Raw genomic sequence first — 16,178 nt, 5'->3', positions numbered from 1 at the left:
AACCCATCATTCTCAAGCTAATTTGCTGATTACTCTTCTTCACCTTCATCATTTGCAGGCCGCTTACTGCTCAAGCCATATTCACGTAGCTTATTTGCGATCGCGGTATGGGAAACACCCAGCCGTTTGGCCAGTTTCCGGGTGCTTGGATAATTGCGATAAAGTCTTGTCAGAACGGAACGTTCGAATCGCTTGCTGATGTCATCGAGCGAGCCATCAAGTACCTCATCCCCTAGTGCAGCTTCAATCTCAAACTCAGGTAAGATGATATCTTGCGGTCTTAGCTCTGAACCTTCCAACTGAGTTAAAGCACGATAAATGGCATTTTTCAGTTGTCGCACATTACCCGGCCAACCATAGTGAGTCAGGAAATTACTGAGTTCAGGGGCCAGTTTTGGCCGAGGTACACCTTGTTCGTCAGAGAAACGCGCCACAAACAACGCAGTAAGCGGCATGATATCAGCCTGACGTTCACGTAACGGCGGCAAAGTGATAGTCAGTACATTGAGGCGATAATATAAATCCTCGCGGAATTCCCCACGCTGAACCAACTCCACTAGATTTTTCTGCGTCGCGCAGATGACCCGCACATCGACATGAACTTCATGTTCTTCACCCACTCGACGGAAAGTGCCATCATTGAGGAAACGGAGCAGCTTAATTTGCATGCGTGGTGACATTTCGCCGATTTCATCGAGCAATACCGAGCCACCGTTAGCCTGCTCAAAGAAGCCTTTTTTGCCTTCTACTGCATTAGGGTAAGCTCCTGCCGCATAGCCAAACAGCTCGCTTTCCACGACATCGTCTGGCAATGAAGCACAGTTAAGACCGAGAAAGGGCATTTTCCCGCGCGGGCTACGCAAGTGGCAGGCTCGCGCTAAAAGGTCTTTGCCTGTTCCTGTATCACCGACTAATAACAATGGTGCATCCAGCATGGCTAGCTTGCGCGCTTGTTCAAGTACTTGCCGCATTTTCGTGCTGGTGGCGACAATTTGCTTGAATTCACTGTCATCGGTAACCGACAAGAATTGAAGTTGTTGCCCCATGCGAGCAGTAGACTTGAGCATCACAACAGCGCCAACAGTCTGATTTTGTTGGTTTTCATCTTCTAGTTCGATAGGGGTGATCTCCATCAGATAATCCTGATTGTTGATCAACACACGCTCGGTATGAGGAGCTGTTCCCCCCTCTTCGAACCAGCGAGCAAAGTTGTAGCCGCCCAGTAAACCAGCCGCTGTTTTATGGCGGATCTTATCCTCATTCAGGGAAAATAGATCACGTGCTGCGGGGTTGGCTAACTCAAGATTGCCTTTTAAATCGATGGAAAAGACGGGTTCCGGCATGGATTCAAGCAACGCACGTAGAGAGCGATGCTCGCGTTCTGATGGCATAAAAGAGACTGTCCGGACATCTGTTACACCGTCAATACGACGTATGTCCATCATTAGTGCACTGAATACGCTGAAATCTAATTGTGAGAAATTCAGGTAAATGCGACCAATTGGATCAATTTCGATCCCCCGTAAATCAATGCTGCGTAAAACCAAGAGATCAAGTAATTCTCTTGTGAGACCGATTCGGTCTTCGCAAAAAACTTCCAAGCGCATCAGTATCGACCTTATATATGGCAGGTGCGGAATTCTGCCTAAGATAATACCCTGTCCCTTCTCACTGATGAAGCAGTCTGTCAGCAAAAGTTGACAGGAATCGGCTTTTTGCTATTTTTTTACCCCTTTGTTGGAATAAATAGGAAATTATCAACTAACCATGCCAGATTATTTAGTTGCATATTATTTTTTCAATGAATTATTTAGAATAAAATAATGCTCAGTCACGTCAACTTCTTGCGTCAAGGTCCAGTGACACTTTGCTTTGTTTCGGCCAACTGGCTATAGTATAGGTAGCCATATGACCGAGGAGGTTACATGAGAGCATATCACCCCACCCCAACAGCCAAGACGGGCGCGCTATGGCGTGAAATCGGCCTGCCCGCCAGCCGCGGCACCGTCTTGGTCGACAGCATAAAATTAGGCTTTTCTGTTGATGTTATCGATAGCATTCACCTTTGGGCTGCGATACCTAAGTCTGAGATTCTACGCGCAACAGGGATCCCCAGCCGTAGCCTAACCCGCCGGCGCACTCATGATGGCCGTTTCACGCCGGAAGAGAGTGAGCGCATTGCGCGTTTTGTACGTGTCATGGATGCTGCTGTTGATCTTTTTGGTGGCGATAAAGGCAAGGCTATCACTTGGATGTCAACGCCGATTAAAGGTTTGGGTCACCGCAGTCCCGACTCATTATTAGAGACAGAAACCGGCGCCTTAGAAGTTTCTGATTTAATTGGGCGGTTAGAACACGGCGTATTCTCTTAATCGCGCAATCTGCGGGAATAGAGCGTGGGGAAGCGAAATAAAGGGGTATGGATACAATGACAGACAACTCGATGGACCGACATTTATGATGCTTTACCGCATAGTGATGCGCCGTTATTTGGCGTCAACTTGGACTGGTTATGGCGCTGAAATCTATGGTGGCCGCTGGAACCATAAGGGCCACTCCGCGATTTATTTAGCCAGCAGCGTATCGTTAGCAATGTTAGAAACGTTGGCGCATATTCAAGACAGTTCAACTCTCAGTGAGTTTGAGCTATTTCAAATTGAGATTGATGACAACAATATTATGCTGTTGCATCCAACAGATTGGCCCATTGATTGGCGCAACGACCCCGCTCCCGCCACCACAATGGATGTCGGCACTGAGTGGTTAGAATCAGAATCCTCCGTTGGATTACTGGTACCCTCCACTCTGGTGCCTTCAGAAAATAATATGCTGGTCAATCCGCGCCACAAAGACTTTCAGATTTGCTTGAACAGTGTCAAACCGCTTCCGTTCTCTTTTGATCCACGGCTGAAATAACCATCGCGGTAACCCTGTTTCTCGCCATTCTGTATCTCACTACTATTGGCTCGACTTGTCTTTCTTCGGCAACGTATTTTTCAACTGGCTGACCAATTGGCGGCGGAAATCGCCTAACTTGGGTTTATCTCCCTCAAGCCAAGGCAATGGGCGGCATAGTTCCATCGCTTTGATCCCCAATCGCGCAGTGAGTAGCCCTGCTCCGATCCCTTGTGCTGCACGAGCAGATAAACGTGCAGCCAGATCCTGCGATAACCAGTCCATCCCAACTTCTCTGACCAATTCAGAAGCACCTGCAAAGGCAATATTCAGCAAGACTAAACGGAATAAACGAATACGGCTGAAATACCCTAATTCGATACCATAAAGAGCAGCAATACGGTTAATCAGTCGAATATTGCGCCAAGCAATAAATGCCATATCCACCAATGCCAACGGACTGACGGCGATCATTAAAGCGGATTCGGCTGCATATCGGCTAATTTCAGCTCTCGCCTGATTATCGAGCGCGGGTTGCACCAATTTCGCGTAAAGCTCGACCACTTCTCTATCATTATGCGTTTCATGAAGCGAGGCTTGCCAGCGCTGGAGTGCCGGGTGTCCTTGATCCAACCCTGCTTGGCGAGCTAATTTTTCACAAAAAACACGCCCCTGACCGATCCCGTGGCTGACTAACAATTCACGCGCAATATCTCGCTCTTCCGCCCGCTGCCGTAGGCGGTATAAACGTCGCCATTCCGTTAGCACCGATCCCACGCCTGCCAGTACAATCAGCCCACCAGCGGTCGTCGCACCCAATGCTATCCAGTCCTGTTGTTGCCAGGCCTGATTAACCCACTGCACAGACTGCGCAATTACACTGACGCCAAAGAGTGCCAGACCTGCGGTCACCATTTTGCGCCACAGGCTGCGCCTCGGTTTTAACGCGGCATTGACCAGCCCTTCCACTCGGCCATCTTCAGCTTCCGCGTCCAACTCGGGGGCTGCAGGATAAAAATTCTCCGCAGCTTGATGATCAAAAGCTTGCGCGGCTTTTAGGACCGGCTCATCCAACGGTTGCAAAGGCTGTTCAAAATCGATCCGTGGTTTCAATGGTTCGCTCATCGCAATTTATCTCCCAATAAAAACTCCATCACTGCATCCAGCCGGATATGGGGTAATGGGCTATCGACATTCACCGCTTGTGGGCGAAATTCATCAAAATGAAATCCCTGCTGTTGCCAGAATGCAGGCCCCGGCAAGCGGGCTGGTACATCACCAGGAAAGACGGTCAGCGGCGCACCATCAAGCAAGCGGTTCCCTCGTAGCGCGGGTATTTTTTGTCCTTGATGGTCGACTATGCCACTTTCCGTTGCCTGTACCGAAGCCAACCCAACACAATCCATGCTGATGCCTTCAAATGCGGCATTCTGCCAAGCCTCCTGCACGAGTTGCTGTAATAGCGAAACCAGATTTGCATGTTGGTCAGCAGTAACATGGTCCGCTTTGGTGGCTGCAAACATTAATTTATCAATACACGGCGAGAATAAGCGTCGGAATAAAGTGCGCTTACCGTAATGGAAGCTTTGCATCAGTTGTGTCAGTGCCAAACGCATGTCATTGAATGCTTGCGGTCCGCTATTCAAGGGTTGCAGGCAATCGACCAAAACGATTTGCCGGTCAAAACGTACAAAATGTTCTTTATAAAAGCCTTTGACGACCGCGTTGCAGTAATAATTAAAACGAGTGCGCAACATGCCTAAATTGGAGTGTTTATCCGCCTGTGCTAGTCGAGACTCGCCTAAGCCATTCACGTCTGGCCAAGGGAAAAACTGCAACGCAGGCGCACCCGCCATATCACCAGGCAATACAAAGCGACCTGGTTGTATGAAATGCAGCCCTTCATTTTTGCAGCGAACCAGATAATCGGTATAGGCCTGAGCAATGGCGGCCAACTGATTCTCATCTGCTGGGGCGAGAGGATCACACTGCTGGCATAGCGTTAGCCAAGGTTGAGCCCAAGTTTCGCGATCCCCTTGTAACAGACCAGCCATCTGGCGCGACCAGCTTAGGTAGTCTTGTTCCAACATGGGAAGGTCTAACAGCCATTCGCCCGGATAATCGACAATCTCTAAATATAATGTCGATGTTTCTTTAAAATGGCGTAGCAAAGAATCGCCGGATCGAAAACGCAGCGCTAAACGAATCTCGCTGACACCGCGTGTCGGCGTCGGCCAATTAGGTGGAGTGCCATACAGCGCCGCCAATCCTTCATCATAAGTAAATCGCTGAATACCGAGATCGCGCTGCGGTACGCGTTTAACGCCCAGTAACCGCTCCTCACGCGCAGCAGAAAACAGCGGCAAACGTGCGCCGCTGTGAATATGAAGTAATTGATTCACTAAAGAAGTGATGAATGCTGTTTTACCGCTACGACTCAGACCTGTTACTGCCAACCGGAGATGACGATCCATCCCACGGTTAACCAATGATGTGATCTCATTTTGCAGTCGTTTCATGCTTCTCCTTAGCAAATTTACCCGCCGTTGCCGCCATTGCACGTTTTAGCATCGGTTCCAGCATGATTAGCAGCAACCAGCGCAGAGGCTTACGGCTGACATTCTTAACAATAAAACCCGCGGCGCCTGCTGGGCCATAGGTCAATGCAACAGTAAAAATAATCTTCATCAATGTGGTTAATACTACACCTGCTCGAGTACGGGCGGGATTATTGTTCATCGATTGCCCTCCGGCAGGGGTGATTATATTGATTTTGTCAGCATGGTACTTTCAGCATTACAACTGACGAAAACGGCGTTCCACCACAAATGTATCTGAAGTGACATAGCGTTCAACTTGACGTAAACGCTGCTCCCCTGCACCTAACTCATACTCGAGTTGATCTAAAAGTTGCCGAGGTGTCGCTTCTCGATGCTCACTGAAACTGGCTGCGGGTGCAGGTTCTAGCATAAACGTCAGTACGATATAAGCCGCAATGGTGAAGACGAATAAACCGAAAAATAGCGATAACACCACCATCACTCGAATCAATCTTACTGGGATATCAAAATAGTGTGCCAACCCCGCGCACACCCCTTTGACCATGCCCTCTTCTGGCACCCGATACAGTTTCTTGCTGCTTAATACATTACTTTTAAAGTTATTACTCATTATGACTGCCTCCAGTTCGGATGCTGTGCATCAAGGATCTCTTCCAATGACTGGATTCGCTCACGCATCTGGCGCGCATCATCTGTCAACTGAGACAAACGTTGCATATCCTGATGGCTCAACTGAGCACCGCTTTGCTGGCGATTACTGTAGTGTAACCATAACCAGATGGGGGCCACAAAAAGCACAAAAATTGTCAGCGGTATGGCAAGAAACAGGATACTCATTCGTTCCCCTTAATCCTTTTGTTGCGGATATCTGCATTTTCATTATGGCAGGCCGTCATTTGGCGATGGCCTGCCTGTTTTTGTCACTGTGCTGAATTCATTTTCGCTTTCAGTGCAGCCAATTGGTTATTGATTTCATCATCAACTTTGAGTTCAGCAAATTGCTGATCCAATGACTTTTGTTTACCGACGCCCACGGTTTCCGCTTCGGCTTCCATATGATCAATACGGCGCTCAAATTGCTCGAAACGTGCCATCGCTTCATCCAGTTTGCCGCTGTCTAACTGGCGACGAACATCGCGGGATGATGCCGCAGCTTGATGACGTAAGGTCAGTGCTTGCTGGCGGGCTCGGGTTTCAGTTAATTTACTTTCCAGCTCTGTGATTTCATGCTTCATCCGGCTGAGCGTTTCATCCACAGTGGCGACTTCATGCGTTAATGTGTCGGTGAGTGCCGCCACTTTTTGCTTTTCAATCAGTGCTGCTCGCGCTAAGTCTTCCTTATCCTTACGCAAAGCCAGCTCGGCTTTTTCCTGCCACTCTTGCTGCTGGCTTTCGCTGTGATCAATGCGACGCAGCAGTTGTTTTTTCTCAGCCAAAGCACGGGCAGAGGTTGAGCGAATCTCAACCAGCGTATCTTCCATTTCTTGAATCATCAGCCGGACTAATTTTTGCGGGTCTTCCGCTTTGTCCAGTAATGTATTGATGTTAGCGTTCACGATATCGGCAAAGCGTGAAAAAATACCCATAATTAATATCCTCTTTGACGTGTTAACTCTCTGACGTAATAGTGCTTGCTGACGTAATAGCGTTCGGCGGTGTGACTCGTAGACGCTTAATCATGCTAAACGCTATCCGCAGAGAAATATTCATTCACGTAGACAATATCAAGAGTCGTGCCAACTTTTCATAAAACATAATTACATGAAAAATAACAGAAAAATATTTTTTGCCTATTTGGCATAAAAATGTAGAGTGATTATATTAACCAATAATTGGCGAATTTCATCATGATCGAGCAATTAGATAACCTCTTGGGCGAAGCAAACTCATTTGTCGAAGTGCTGGAACAAGTTTCAGGACTGGCGAAACTGAATAAGCCTGTATTAGTGATTGGCGAGCGCGGTACCGGCAAAGAACTGATTGCCCACCGCCTCCATTATTTATCCGAGCGCTGGCAAGGACCTTTCATCTCATTGAACTGCGCGGCTCTCAATGAAAATCTGCTCGACTCTGAACTCTTTGGCCATGAAGCGGGTGCCTTTACCGGCGCGCAAAAACGCCATCTAGGTCGCTTCGAACGCGCTGATGGCGGCACGCTATTTCTGGATGAGCTGGCAACGGCCCCGATGCTGGTGCAAGAAAAACTATTGCGGGTTATTGAATATGGTCATTTGGAACGTGTTGGCGGCAGCCAACCGCTGCAAGTCGATGTCCGGCTGGTTTGTGCGACCAATGACAATTTGCCAGCATTAGCCGCTGCCGGTAAATTCCGCGCCGACCTACTGGATCGCCTTGCCTTCGATGTGGTGCAATTACCGCCGTTACGTGAACGTCAGCAGGACATCATGTTATTGGCTGAACATTTTGCCATCCAGATGTGCCGTGAGTTAGGTCTACCTCTCTTCCCCGGTTTTACGCCATCGGCAAAAGCGCAATTATTGGCGTACCTCTGGCCGGGCAATGTTCGTGAGTTGAAAAATGTGGTTGAACGTTCTGTGTATCGTCATGGAGACAACCTTCAGCCGCTGGATAACATCATTATCAATCCTTTCGCCGCCCGCTCAAGCAATGAGCACTCGGCGATCGAACCGCAGGCTTTAGCGACCACAGCAGATGAATCTCCCGCACTTCCGGCACTGCCTATCGACCTGAAACATTGGCTGCATGATAGCGAGCAGCAGATGATCAAACATGCATTGGAGCAGGCGCGTTTCAATCAGCGCAAAGCTGCAAGTTTGCTAGGGCTAACGTACCATCAGTTGCGAGGCATGCTAAAAAAACATGCCATATTAACGGGCGAGTGATTCCGGAGTGCCGCTAACGCGGCTGCGGCTTCAAGGACGATAGAAAGTTTACCCAAAGTCATTGGAGTTGCAGCAAGGCAGCAAACGATTGAATCCCGATGAGCTTACTCAAGTAAGTGATTCGGGTGAACGAGTGCCGCTAACGCGGCAGCGGCTTCAAGGACGAAGGGTAAAAAAAAAGCCAGCACCCGAGCTGGCTAAATAATACTGGAAGCAATGTGAGCAATGTCGTGCTTTCCTATCAAAAGCCTGAAACCGTTGGCTTTATCCCGAAGAGCAAAGCAATGATAATAGTTATCAATAGCACTTGTAAATAGTTTTATTGAGAATTTTTCTCATTACCATATAAATAATGATGGAATTATCATCAACTGATGCAACAACCAGCAGACAGCGCAGTAGTTTTGCTCAATGGATTGGGGGCGCTGTCAGATTACGGTACACTGAGTGTATTGCTTACTGACTGCGAAGCGTTTATGCGTGTTTTACTCATTTGGATGCTGTCGCTGGCTTGCCTTGCGACCCCTGCGTTGGCGCAAACTGCCCCAGCGCCCTTACCTGACCAACCGCTGCCCGATATTCGCCAGCGTGGATTTGTCTATTGCGTTAGCGGGATACTGAATACTTTTAATCCGCAGATGGCCAGTAGCGGATTAACTATTGATACGTTGGCAGCACAATTGTATGACCGCCTGCTGGATGTTGATCCTTATACTTATCGACTCATCCCTGAATTAGCCGAGAGCTGGCAAGTGCTCGATAATGGGGCTACCTACCGTTTTCATTTACGTAAAGACGTCCCGTTTCAGACCACCGACTGGTTTACCCCTACGCGAATGATGAACGCCGATGATGTGATATTCAGTTTCCAGCGAGTCTTTGATCCGAAGCATCCTTATCACGACGTCAATGGTGGCGAGTACCCTTATTTTGACAGTTTACAATTTGCCGATGCAGTAGAAAGCGTCAAAAAGCTGGATGATTACACGGTCGAATTTAAGCTGAAAGCGCCCGATGCCTCGTTTCTCTGGCATTTAGCTACCCACTATGCCCCCGTGCTGTCTGCTGAATACGCCGGTGACTTAACAAAGAAAGGCCGCCAAGAGCAGATCGATCGCGAGCCTGTGGGAACCGGCCCTTTCTTATTAGATGAGTATCGCTCCGGGCAATATATCCGCTTGTTCCGTAATAGTGACTACTGGAAAGGTTTACCACGCATGCCTCAAGTCGTTATCGATTTGGGTGCAGGTGGGACGGGACGTTTATCCAAATTACTGACGGGCGAATGCGATGTGTTGGCTTACCCTGCTGCTAGCCAGTTGTCGATTTTACGTGATGACCCTCGCCTACGCCTAACACTGCGCCCTGGGATGAACGTCGCCTATTTAGCATTCAATACCCGTAAACCGCCGCTGAATGACCAGCGCGTGCGTCAAGCCATAGCGCTATCGATTAACAACCAACGATTGATGCAGTCAATTTATTACGGTACGGCTGAAACGGCCGCCTCTATCTTGCCGCGTGCGTCATGGGCTTACGACAATCAGGCTCAGGTTACCGAATATAATCCTGAAAAAGCCAAAGCCATCCTTAAAGAATTGGGGCTAACTAAATTACAGCTTAATTTATGGGTACCAACAGCATCGCAATCTTACAACCCTAGCCCACTAAAAACGGCGGAGTTGATTCAGGCAGATTTAGCTCAAGTCGGTATTACGGTCAATATCGTCCCGGTCGAAGGCCGTTTTCAAGAAGCCCGCCTGATGGAGATGAATCACGATTTAACCCTGTCGGGTTGGTCAACGGACAGTAACGACCCAGACAGTTTCTTCCGCCCACTTTTAAGCTGTGCAGCAATTCGTTCGCAAACAAACTATGCTCATTGGTGTGACCCTGAATTTGATGAACTGCTGCAAAAAGCACTACGTTCTCAGCAACTATCGGCGCGTATTGAATATTATCAGCAGGCTCAGCGTATTCTTGAACAGCAATTACCGCTGCTGCCATTAGCATCATCGTTACGGCTTCAGGCATACCGCTATGATATTAAAGGTTTGGTATTAAGCCCGTTTGGCAATTCATCTTTTGCTGGTGTATTCCGCGAAAGCGATGAGGGCAAAAAGCCATGATTATCTTCACATTGCGGCGCTTATTGCTGCTCGTGATAACACTATTTATGTTATCGCTGGTTAGTTTTAGCTTGAGCTACTTCACCCCTCACGCGCCTTTAAACGGTGTGGCGTTGCTGGATGCTTATCGTTTCTATTTCAGCAGCTTACTTCAGTGGGATTTCGGTGTATCCAGCATTAACGGCCAACCGATTAGCGAGCAACTGCGTGAAGCCTTCCCCGCCACGATGGAATTATGTGTTCTGGCCTTTTCATTGGCACTGTTTATCGGTATTCCCTTGGGGATTATTGCGGGCGTGATGCGCGGTAAATGGCCCGATATCGCTATCAGTTCCATTGCATTGGTCGGCTTTTCTGTCCCCGTTTTTTGGTTGGCATTGCTGCTTATGTTGTTCTTTTCTCTGCATTTAGGTTGGTTACCTGTTTCTGGTCGGTACGACTTGTTATATCAAGTCAAACCCGTCACCGGACTGGCTTTAGTGGATGCTTGGCTATCCCCTTCGCCGTACCGAGAAGAGATGATGCTCAGTGCAATTCAACATATGATCTTGCCTATCACGGCACTGGCTGTCGCCCCAACGACCGAAGTTATTCGCCTGATGCGTACCAGTACTGATGATGTCATCGGGCAGAACTACATTAAAGCGGCCGCAACACGGGGTTTATCGCGGTTCACTATTATCCGTCGCCACGTTCTTCATAATGCATTACCCCCGATTATTCCGAAGTTAGGCTTGCAGTTTTCCACCATGCTGACATTGGCGATGATAACCGAAGTGGTCTTTAACTGGCCGGGCCTGGGCCGCTGGCTGATAAACGCCATACGTCAACAAGATTACGCCGCTATTTCTGCTGGTGTGATGGTCGTCGGTTCATTGGTGATCGTTATTAACGTTTTGTCAGATATTGTGGGCGCAATGATGACGCCGTTAAAGCATAAGGAATGGTATGCCCTTCGATAATGTTTATCGCGAAAAGAAGATGCCAAGCCCACTGCTGTACACTTGGCGGCTTTTTTACACAGATACCTTAGCCATGGTCGGTTTCTATGGCGTCCTCGGCTTGCTACTATTGTGTTTGCTGGGGAGTACACTGGCCCCCTATGCCCTCGACCAACAGTTCCTCGGCTATCAACTGCTTCCGCCTTCTTGGTCACGCTACGGCAACGTTTCATTTTTCCTCGGCACAGATGATCTCGGCCGCGATATTTTAAGCCGCTTATTAGCTGGCGCCGCATCCACTTATGGCTCGGCATTGTTGGTGACTCTCGCGGCAGCACTGTGCGGCGTGATACTGGGTGTTTTCGCGGGTATCACCCACGGTTTTCGTTCGGCTATTCTCAATCACGTGCTGGATACATTGCTTTCTATCCCGTCGCTGCTGTTGGCCATTATCGTTGTCGCCTTTGTTGGCCCCAGTTTAGAACATGCGATGTTTGCGGTTTGGCTGGCTTTATTGCCGCGAATGGTTCGCACCATTTATAGCGCAGTACATGATGAGTTAGATAAAGAATATGTGGTTGCTGCTCGCCTAGATGGAGCCTCCACCCCACATATTTTGGCTTATGCCATTTTTCCCAATATTGCTGCGGTGTTAGTCACTGAGTTTACCCGTGCTTTATCGATGGCGATTTTAGATATTGCTGCATTAGGTTTTCTAGATTTAGGCGCACAGTTACCCTCACCAGAATGGGGGGCAATGCTGGGAGACTCGCTGGATCTCGTTTATGTTGCACCTTGGACGGTGATGCTACCGGGGGCGGCTATTTTAGTGAGTGTGTTGCTGGTAAATCTGTTAGGTGATGGCATGCGTCGCGCCATTAATGCAGGGGTGGAATAATGCCGCTACTTGATATTCGTAACCTCACCATAGAGTTTATGACCGCCGAAGGGATGGTCAAGGCCGTTGACCGCATCAGTATCACCCTGACGGAAGGTGAAGTCCGTGGCCTGGTTGGGGAGTCTGGCTCAGGTAAGAGTCTGATTGCCAAAGCCATTTGTGGCGTCAGTAAAGATAACTGGCGCATTACGGCTGACCGTTTCCGCTTTGATGATATTGATCTTCTGCAACTGACACCCCGCCAGCGGCGTAAAGTGATTGGCCACAATATTTCGATGATTTTCCAAGAGCCGCAATCTTGTCTGGACCCTTCCGAAAGTATCGGTCAGCAGTTGTTCCAAGCCATTCCGGGTTGGACATACAAAGGCCACTGGTGGCAACGTTTTCATTGGCGTAAACGGCGAGCAATAGAATTACTGCACCGTGTTGGCATCAAAGACCATAAGGATATCATGCGCAGCTATCCCTATGAGTTGACGGAAGGTGAATGCCAAAAGGTGATGATCGCTATCGCATTGGCTAACCAGCCAAGACTACTGATTGCCGATGAGCCGACGAATGCGATGGAACCCACCACACAGGCGCAGATTTTCCGCCTGTTGGCTCGGCTTAATCAGAATAACAACACCACCATTTTGCTGATCAGTCATGATTTGCAAATGATGAGTAAATGGGCTGATCGGGTGAACGTGCTTTACTGTGGCCAAACAGTAGAAAGTGCTGTTTGTGAGGATCTGCTGGCTGCGCCGCATCACCCGTATACCCAAGCGCTTATTCGCGCAATGCCGGATTTCGGCCGCTCTTTACCGCATAAAAGCCGCTTGAATACATTGCCAGGCGCAATTCCATCACTTGAGCATTTACCGATCGGCTGTCGGCTTGGGCCTCGTTGCCCCTATGCGCAGAAAACCTGTATTGAAACACCCCGTTTACGACTGGTCAAAAACCACGCCTTTGCCTGTCACTTCCCCTTAAATTTGGAGGAGCAATAATGGCCGAGACGCTGCTCGAAGTCCGTAATCTAAGCAAAACTTTCCGCTATCGCACTGGGCTGTTTCGTCGTCAGCATGTTGAAGCTGTCAAATCAGTGAGCTTCACGTTACGCGAAGGCCAAACATTGGCGGTGATTGGTGAGAACGGATCAGGAAAATCAACCTTGGCAAAAATGTTGTCAGGCATGATTGAACCCACAGAAGGCGAGCTATTGATTGACGATCATCGTTTGGTCTACGGCGATTATGGCTATCGTAGCCAACGTATTCGCATGATTTTTCAAGATCCCAGCACTTCGCTGAACCCGCGTCAGCGTGTCGGTCAATTGTTGGATGCGCCCTTGAAGTTGAATACCGATTTAGACGCCGCAGCGCGTGAACAGCGCATTTATCAAACGCTACGACAAGTAGGGCTGCTACCCGATCACGCTAACTATTATCCTCACATGCTTGCATCAGGCCAAAAACAACGCATCGCACTGGCACGAGCGCTTATCCTGCAACCTAAAGTGATTGTTGCCGATGAAGCACTCGCTGCGCTGGATATGTCTATGCGCTCGCAGATCATTAATCTGATGCTGGAATTACAAGAAAAACACGGCATCGCCTATATCTATGTCACCCAACACTTAGGCATGATGAAACATATCAGTGATCAAGTGATTGTGATGCATGAAGGCGAAGTGGTCGAACGTGGGAGTACAGCAGAAGTGTTGGCGTCCCCACTGCATGATTTAACTAAGCGCCTCATCTCTAGCCATTTTGGGGAAGCATTAACCGCAGATGCTTGGCGTCAAGACAGTGGCCATTTTTAGCGTATTCGCTTGGTTGGCTATTTTCATCCCCTGTGCAACCTGTATGAAAACGGAGGTGGATGGCAACTTTAACGTCGCCCATTCACCTCGTTAGCTAAATCTTGTCTAACGTAGCAACATTTTTGTTATATATAATAATATGTTATTACGTTTAGTTATGGATTATGGCTTAACATTATTTTATCTCGCCAACTCAATCAGCAATGATATCCACTGTGTACATTCCCTAAAACAACAGGATATCTTGCCGATGTTAAAACCTGCCTCTTTTCCATGCTTCCGGTCCGATAGCCCCATTGTCACCCTTCATTCGTTGCCAGAATTTCAACTAGCTATGCTTAACCCACATTTATCATTAACGCTCGCGCGTTGCTGTCCCTAACGGAGGTCATTATGGTGCAATTTCGACAGCAGGATAATGCCCATTGGTATCATGAGACTCAACGTAGCGGCAGCCTGGAGATTAATGCGGCGCAGGTCAATGATGAAGGTGACAGCGTCACAAAAAATACAGTCAGTTACCCACAAAATAGCGACCAAGGAAACTTTTTGCTGGGGCTAAACGAGGCTATTCCCGCCGCACTCTCAGATAATTTGCGGCAACACAGCACGGTCTTATCTGCCTCAGAAACACTGTATCAGACACTTTTCCCGCCGACAGTCGAACTCAGCAACGATAACCAATTTTCATTGTATGACCGCTTAAGTAGTGCGTTGACCGTCGCACAGGTAACCGGTGTGCAACGACTCTGTAGCCACTATGCGGCACGACTCACACCACTTTCCAGTCCTGATGCTTCACGGGAAAGTAATATGCGGCTTACCCAAATTACGCAATATGCTCGCCAACTCGCCAGTCAGCCAACGTTGATCGATAAACATGCGCTACAGCAGTTATCAGATGTGGGCTTAACCGAGGCTGATATCATTGTTTTAACACAGATTATCGGTTTTGTGGGCTATCAAGCCAGAGTGATTGCGGGGATTTCAGCATTAGCCGGTTATCCGACCGTCATACTTCCAGGGTTCCCGCGAATGGAAGACGCCAGCGCAAGTTTGTTATCGACAAAAGGGTTGCATTGGCAAGGTTGGCTACCCACATTGGCGGCAAATGATGGTACCGCCACTGAGCAGCAATCGGATGAAACGTTGCTAACCTTACACGGCTTACTGGCACGCCACCCTGCAAGTTTGTCGAGCTACACCTTAATCGCGCAACAGAAAATGCTTCAACAAACAGCAACAGAGTGGTTTGCACTAGTGTCATTAGTTTCATCACGCATCAATGGTAGCCCCTATTGCCAGGATCACTACAAACAGCAACTAAGCACCTCTTTAACAACAGATTACGCCGCAGTCACGGCAGCTATCGACACTGACATTGCAAGTGCGTTGACGATAAAATCAGGTGAACCCGTTACCCTGCCGCTTATTCATCTTGCGGCGGAATTGACCCGCGCGCCGGAACGTTTTAGCCACCAATACTTCACCCCACTCATACTCATTGGGTTCGGTGATCAGCAGTTACTGGGGATAATTATCAGTACCGCCGCTGCCGGATGGACCAATCGTTTAAGGCAAGCATTGGGAGAAGTGGTTTAAATCGTTTATCCGATGCGGCTATCAACGTGCTGCCCATTAGCAAAATATTTCTACTCATATCACCTCGGGATATCGATACGCAGTGATGTATTGGTATCCCTTAAACTTCCTTAGCGAGTATCAATCGGCCTAAACTTAGCTATCTCAATCTTTTTCGTGCAAAAAACTGACACAACACCCTTATCACTACCTCAGCTTGTCTAATGACCAATGTGTTTGACTGATTAACATTTAATCGATCTTTTGATAATTTCAGAATATTCACCATAAGCACAACATTGGTTTACTTATTCACTTACAATCAATCATATGCACCGAAAAATAACAAAATAGAAGAATATATCACTAAATAAAATCAGCTCAGCTTTTAATCAAAATAAAAGTTCGCCAAATTGCCAAAACATAAACGTTAATACTGCATAACATTTGTAACATGGCGAATTTGAACTGCATAAGTTATATGTAACAGATCATTACAAAA

The 16,178-nt window shown here is 48.1% G+C and carries 16 protein-coding genes; 9 read left to right on the top strand and 7 right to left on the bottom strand.

Annotated elements, in window-relative coordinates; genetic code table 11:
- Positions 1-29: 29 nt before the first annotated feature.
- Positions 30-1,607, bottom strand: coding sequence for a transcriptional regulator TyrR (tyrR, locus tag BN68_RS04365; protein ID WP_019209935.1), 1,578 nt, complete (start codon positions 1,605-1,607; stop codon positions 30-32).
- A 318-nt stretch (positions 1,608-1,925) separates the two neighbouring features.
- On the opposite strand from tyrR, the gene xre reads away from it, so the two are divergent.
- Together xre and BN68_RS04355 are read left to right on the top strand one after the other, a co-directional pair.
- Positions 1,926-2,372, top strand: a complete 447-nt coding sequence (gene xre / locus BN68_RS04360; protein ID WP_019209934.1) for a type II toxin-antitoxin system antitoxin Xre — start codon at positions 1,926-1,928, stop codon at positions 2,370-2,372.
- An 85-nt stretch (positions 2,373-2,457) separates the two neighbouring features.
- Positions 2,458-2,916, top strand: coding sequence for an RES family NAD+ phosphorylase (locus BN68_RS04355; protein WP_019209933.1), 459 nt, complete (start codon positions 2,458-2,460; stop codon positions 2,914-2,916).
- Between the two features lie 42 nt (positions 2,917-2,958).
- Here BN68_RS04355 and BN68_RS04350 read toward each other — a convergent pair whose 3' ends face one another.
- The 6 genes from BN68_RS04350 to pspA all read right to left on the bottom strand — a co-directional run bounded on the left by BN68_RS04350 (position 2,959) and on the right by pspA (position 7,042).
- Positions 2,959-4,020, bottom strand: a complete 1,062-nt coding sequence (locus tag BN68_RS04350; protein WP_019209932.1) for a YcjF family protein — start codon at positions 4,018-4,020, stop codon at positions 2,959-2,961.
- Positions 4,017-5,414, bottom strand: coding sequence for a YcjX family GTP-binding protein (locus BN68_RS04345; RefSeq protein ID WP_019209931.1), 1,398 nt, complete (start codon positions 5,412-5,414; stop codon positions 4,017-4,019). The genes BN68_RS04350 and BN68_RS04345 overlap by 4 nt, the downstream gene beginning before the upstream one ends.
- Positions 5,395-5,634 carry a phage shock protein PspD gene (gene pspD / locus BN68_RS04340; protein ID WP_019209930.1) on the bottom strand — a complete coding sequence of 80 codons (240 nt, stop codon included), beginning with the start codon at positions 5,632-5,634 and terminating at the stop codon, positions 5,395-5,397. Before pspD ends, BN68_RS04345 begins: the two co-directional genes overlap by 20 nt.
- A gap of 57 nt (positions 5,635-5,691) precedes the next feature.
- A complete protein-coding gene (gene pspC / locus BN68_RS04335) occupies positions 5,692-6,066 on the bottom strand; it encodes an envelope stress response membrane protein PspC (RefSeq protein ID WP_019209929.1) in 375 nt (124 codons plus the stop codon).
- Entirely contained in the window at positions 6,066-6,293 is a 228-nt protein-coding gene (gene pspB / locus BN68_RS04330; protein ID WP_019209928.1) for an envelope stress response membrane protein PspB, read from the bottom strand. Before pspB ends, pspC begins: the two co-directional genes overlap by 1 nt.
- Positions 6,294-6,376: 83 nt before the next feature.
- Entirely contained in the window at positions 6,377-7,042 is a 666-nt protein-coding gene (gene pspA / locus BN68_RS04325) for a phage shock protein PspA (RefSeq protein ID WP_019209927.1), read from the bottom strand.
- 261 nt (positions 7,043-7,303) lie between these two features.
- Between pspA and pspF the strand changes: the two genes are divergently transcribed.
- From pspF to BN68_RS04285, 7 genes are all read left to right on the top strand, one after another.
- Positions 7,304-8,320 carry a phage shock protein operon transcriptional activator gene (gene pspF / locus BN68_RS04320; protein WP_019209926.1) on the top strand — a complete coding sequence of 339 codons (1,017 nt, stop codon included), beginning with the start codon at positions 7,304-7,306 and terminating at the stop codon, positions 8,318-8,320.
- Positions 8,321-8,796: 476 nt separating this feature from the next.
- Positions 8,797-10,449, top strand: coding sequence for an ABC transporter substrate-binding protein SapA (sapA, locus tag BN68_RS04315; protein ID WP_042806516.1), 1,653 nt, complete (start codon positions 8,797-8,799; stop codon positions 10,447-10,449).
- A complete protein-coding gene (gene sapB, locus BN68_RS04310) occupies positions 10,446-11,411 on the top strand; it encodes a putrescine export ABC transporter permease SapB (RefSeq protein WP_019209924.1) in 966 nt (321 codons plus the stop codon). Before sapA ends, sapB begins: the two co-directional genes overlap by 4 nt.
- A complete protein-coding gene (gene sapC, locus BN68_RS04305) occupies positions 11,398-12,288 on the top strand; it encodes a putrescine export ABC transporter permease SapC (RefSeq protein ID WP_019209923.1) in 891 nt (296 codons plus the stop codon). Before sapB ends, sapC begins: the two co-directional genes overlap by 14 nt.
- Positions 12,288-13,280, top strand: a complete 993-nt coding sequence (sapD, locus tag BN68_RS04300; protein ID WP_019209922.1) for a putrescine export ABC transporter ATP-binding protein SapD — start codon at positions 12,288-12,290, stop codon at positions 13,278-13,280. The genes sapC and sapD overlap by 1 nt, the downstream gene beginning before the upstream one ends.
- Positions 13,280-14,095 (top strand): putrescine export ABC transporter ATP-binding protein SapF, encoded by an 816-nt coding sequence (gene sapF, locus BN68_RS04295; protein ID WP_019209921.1) that lies wholly within the window; start codon positions 13,280-13,282, stop codon positions 14,093-14,095. Before sapD ends, sapF begins: the two co-directional genes overlap by 1 nt.
- Positions 14,096-14,488: 393 nt before the next feature.
- On the top strand, positions 14,489-15,697 hold the full coding sequence (locus tag BN68_RS04285; RefSeq protein ID WP_019209920.1) for a CMD domain-containing protein: 1,209 nt from the start codon (positions 14,489-14,491) through the stop codon (positions 15,695-15,697).
- The last annotated feature ends 481 nt before the right edge of the window (positions 15,698-16,178 follow it).

The organism is Yersinia massiliensis CCUG 53443 (genome assembly GCF_000312485.1).
Classification (GTDB): domain Bacteria; phylum Pseudomonadota; class Gammaproteobacteria; order Enterobacterales; family Enterobacteriaceae; genus Yersinia; species Yersinia massiliensis.
The sequence above is the reverse complement of the archived record's forward strand: the minus strand, read 5'-3'. Positions and strand labels throughout refer to the sequence as shown.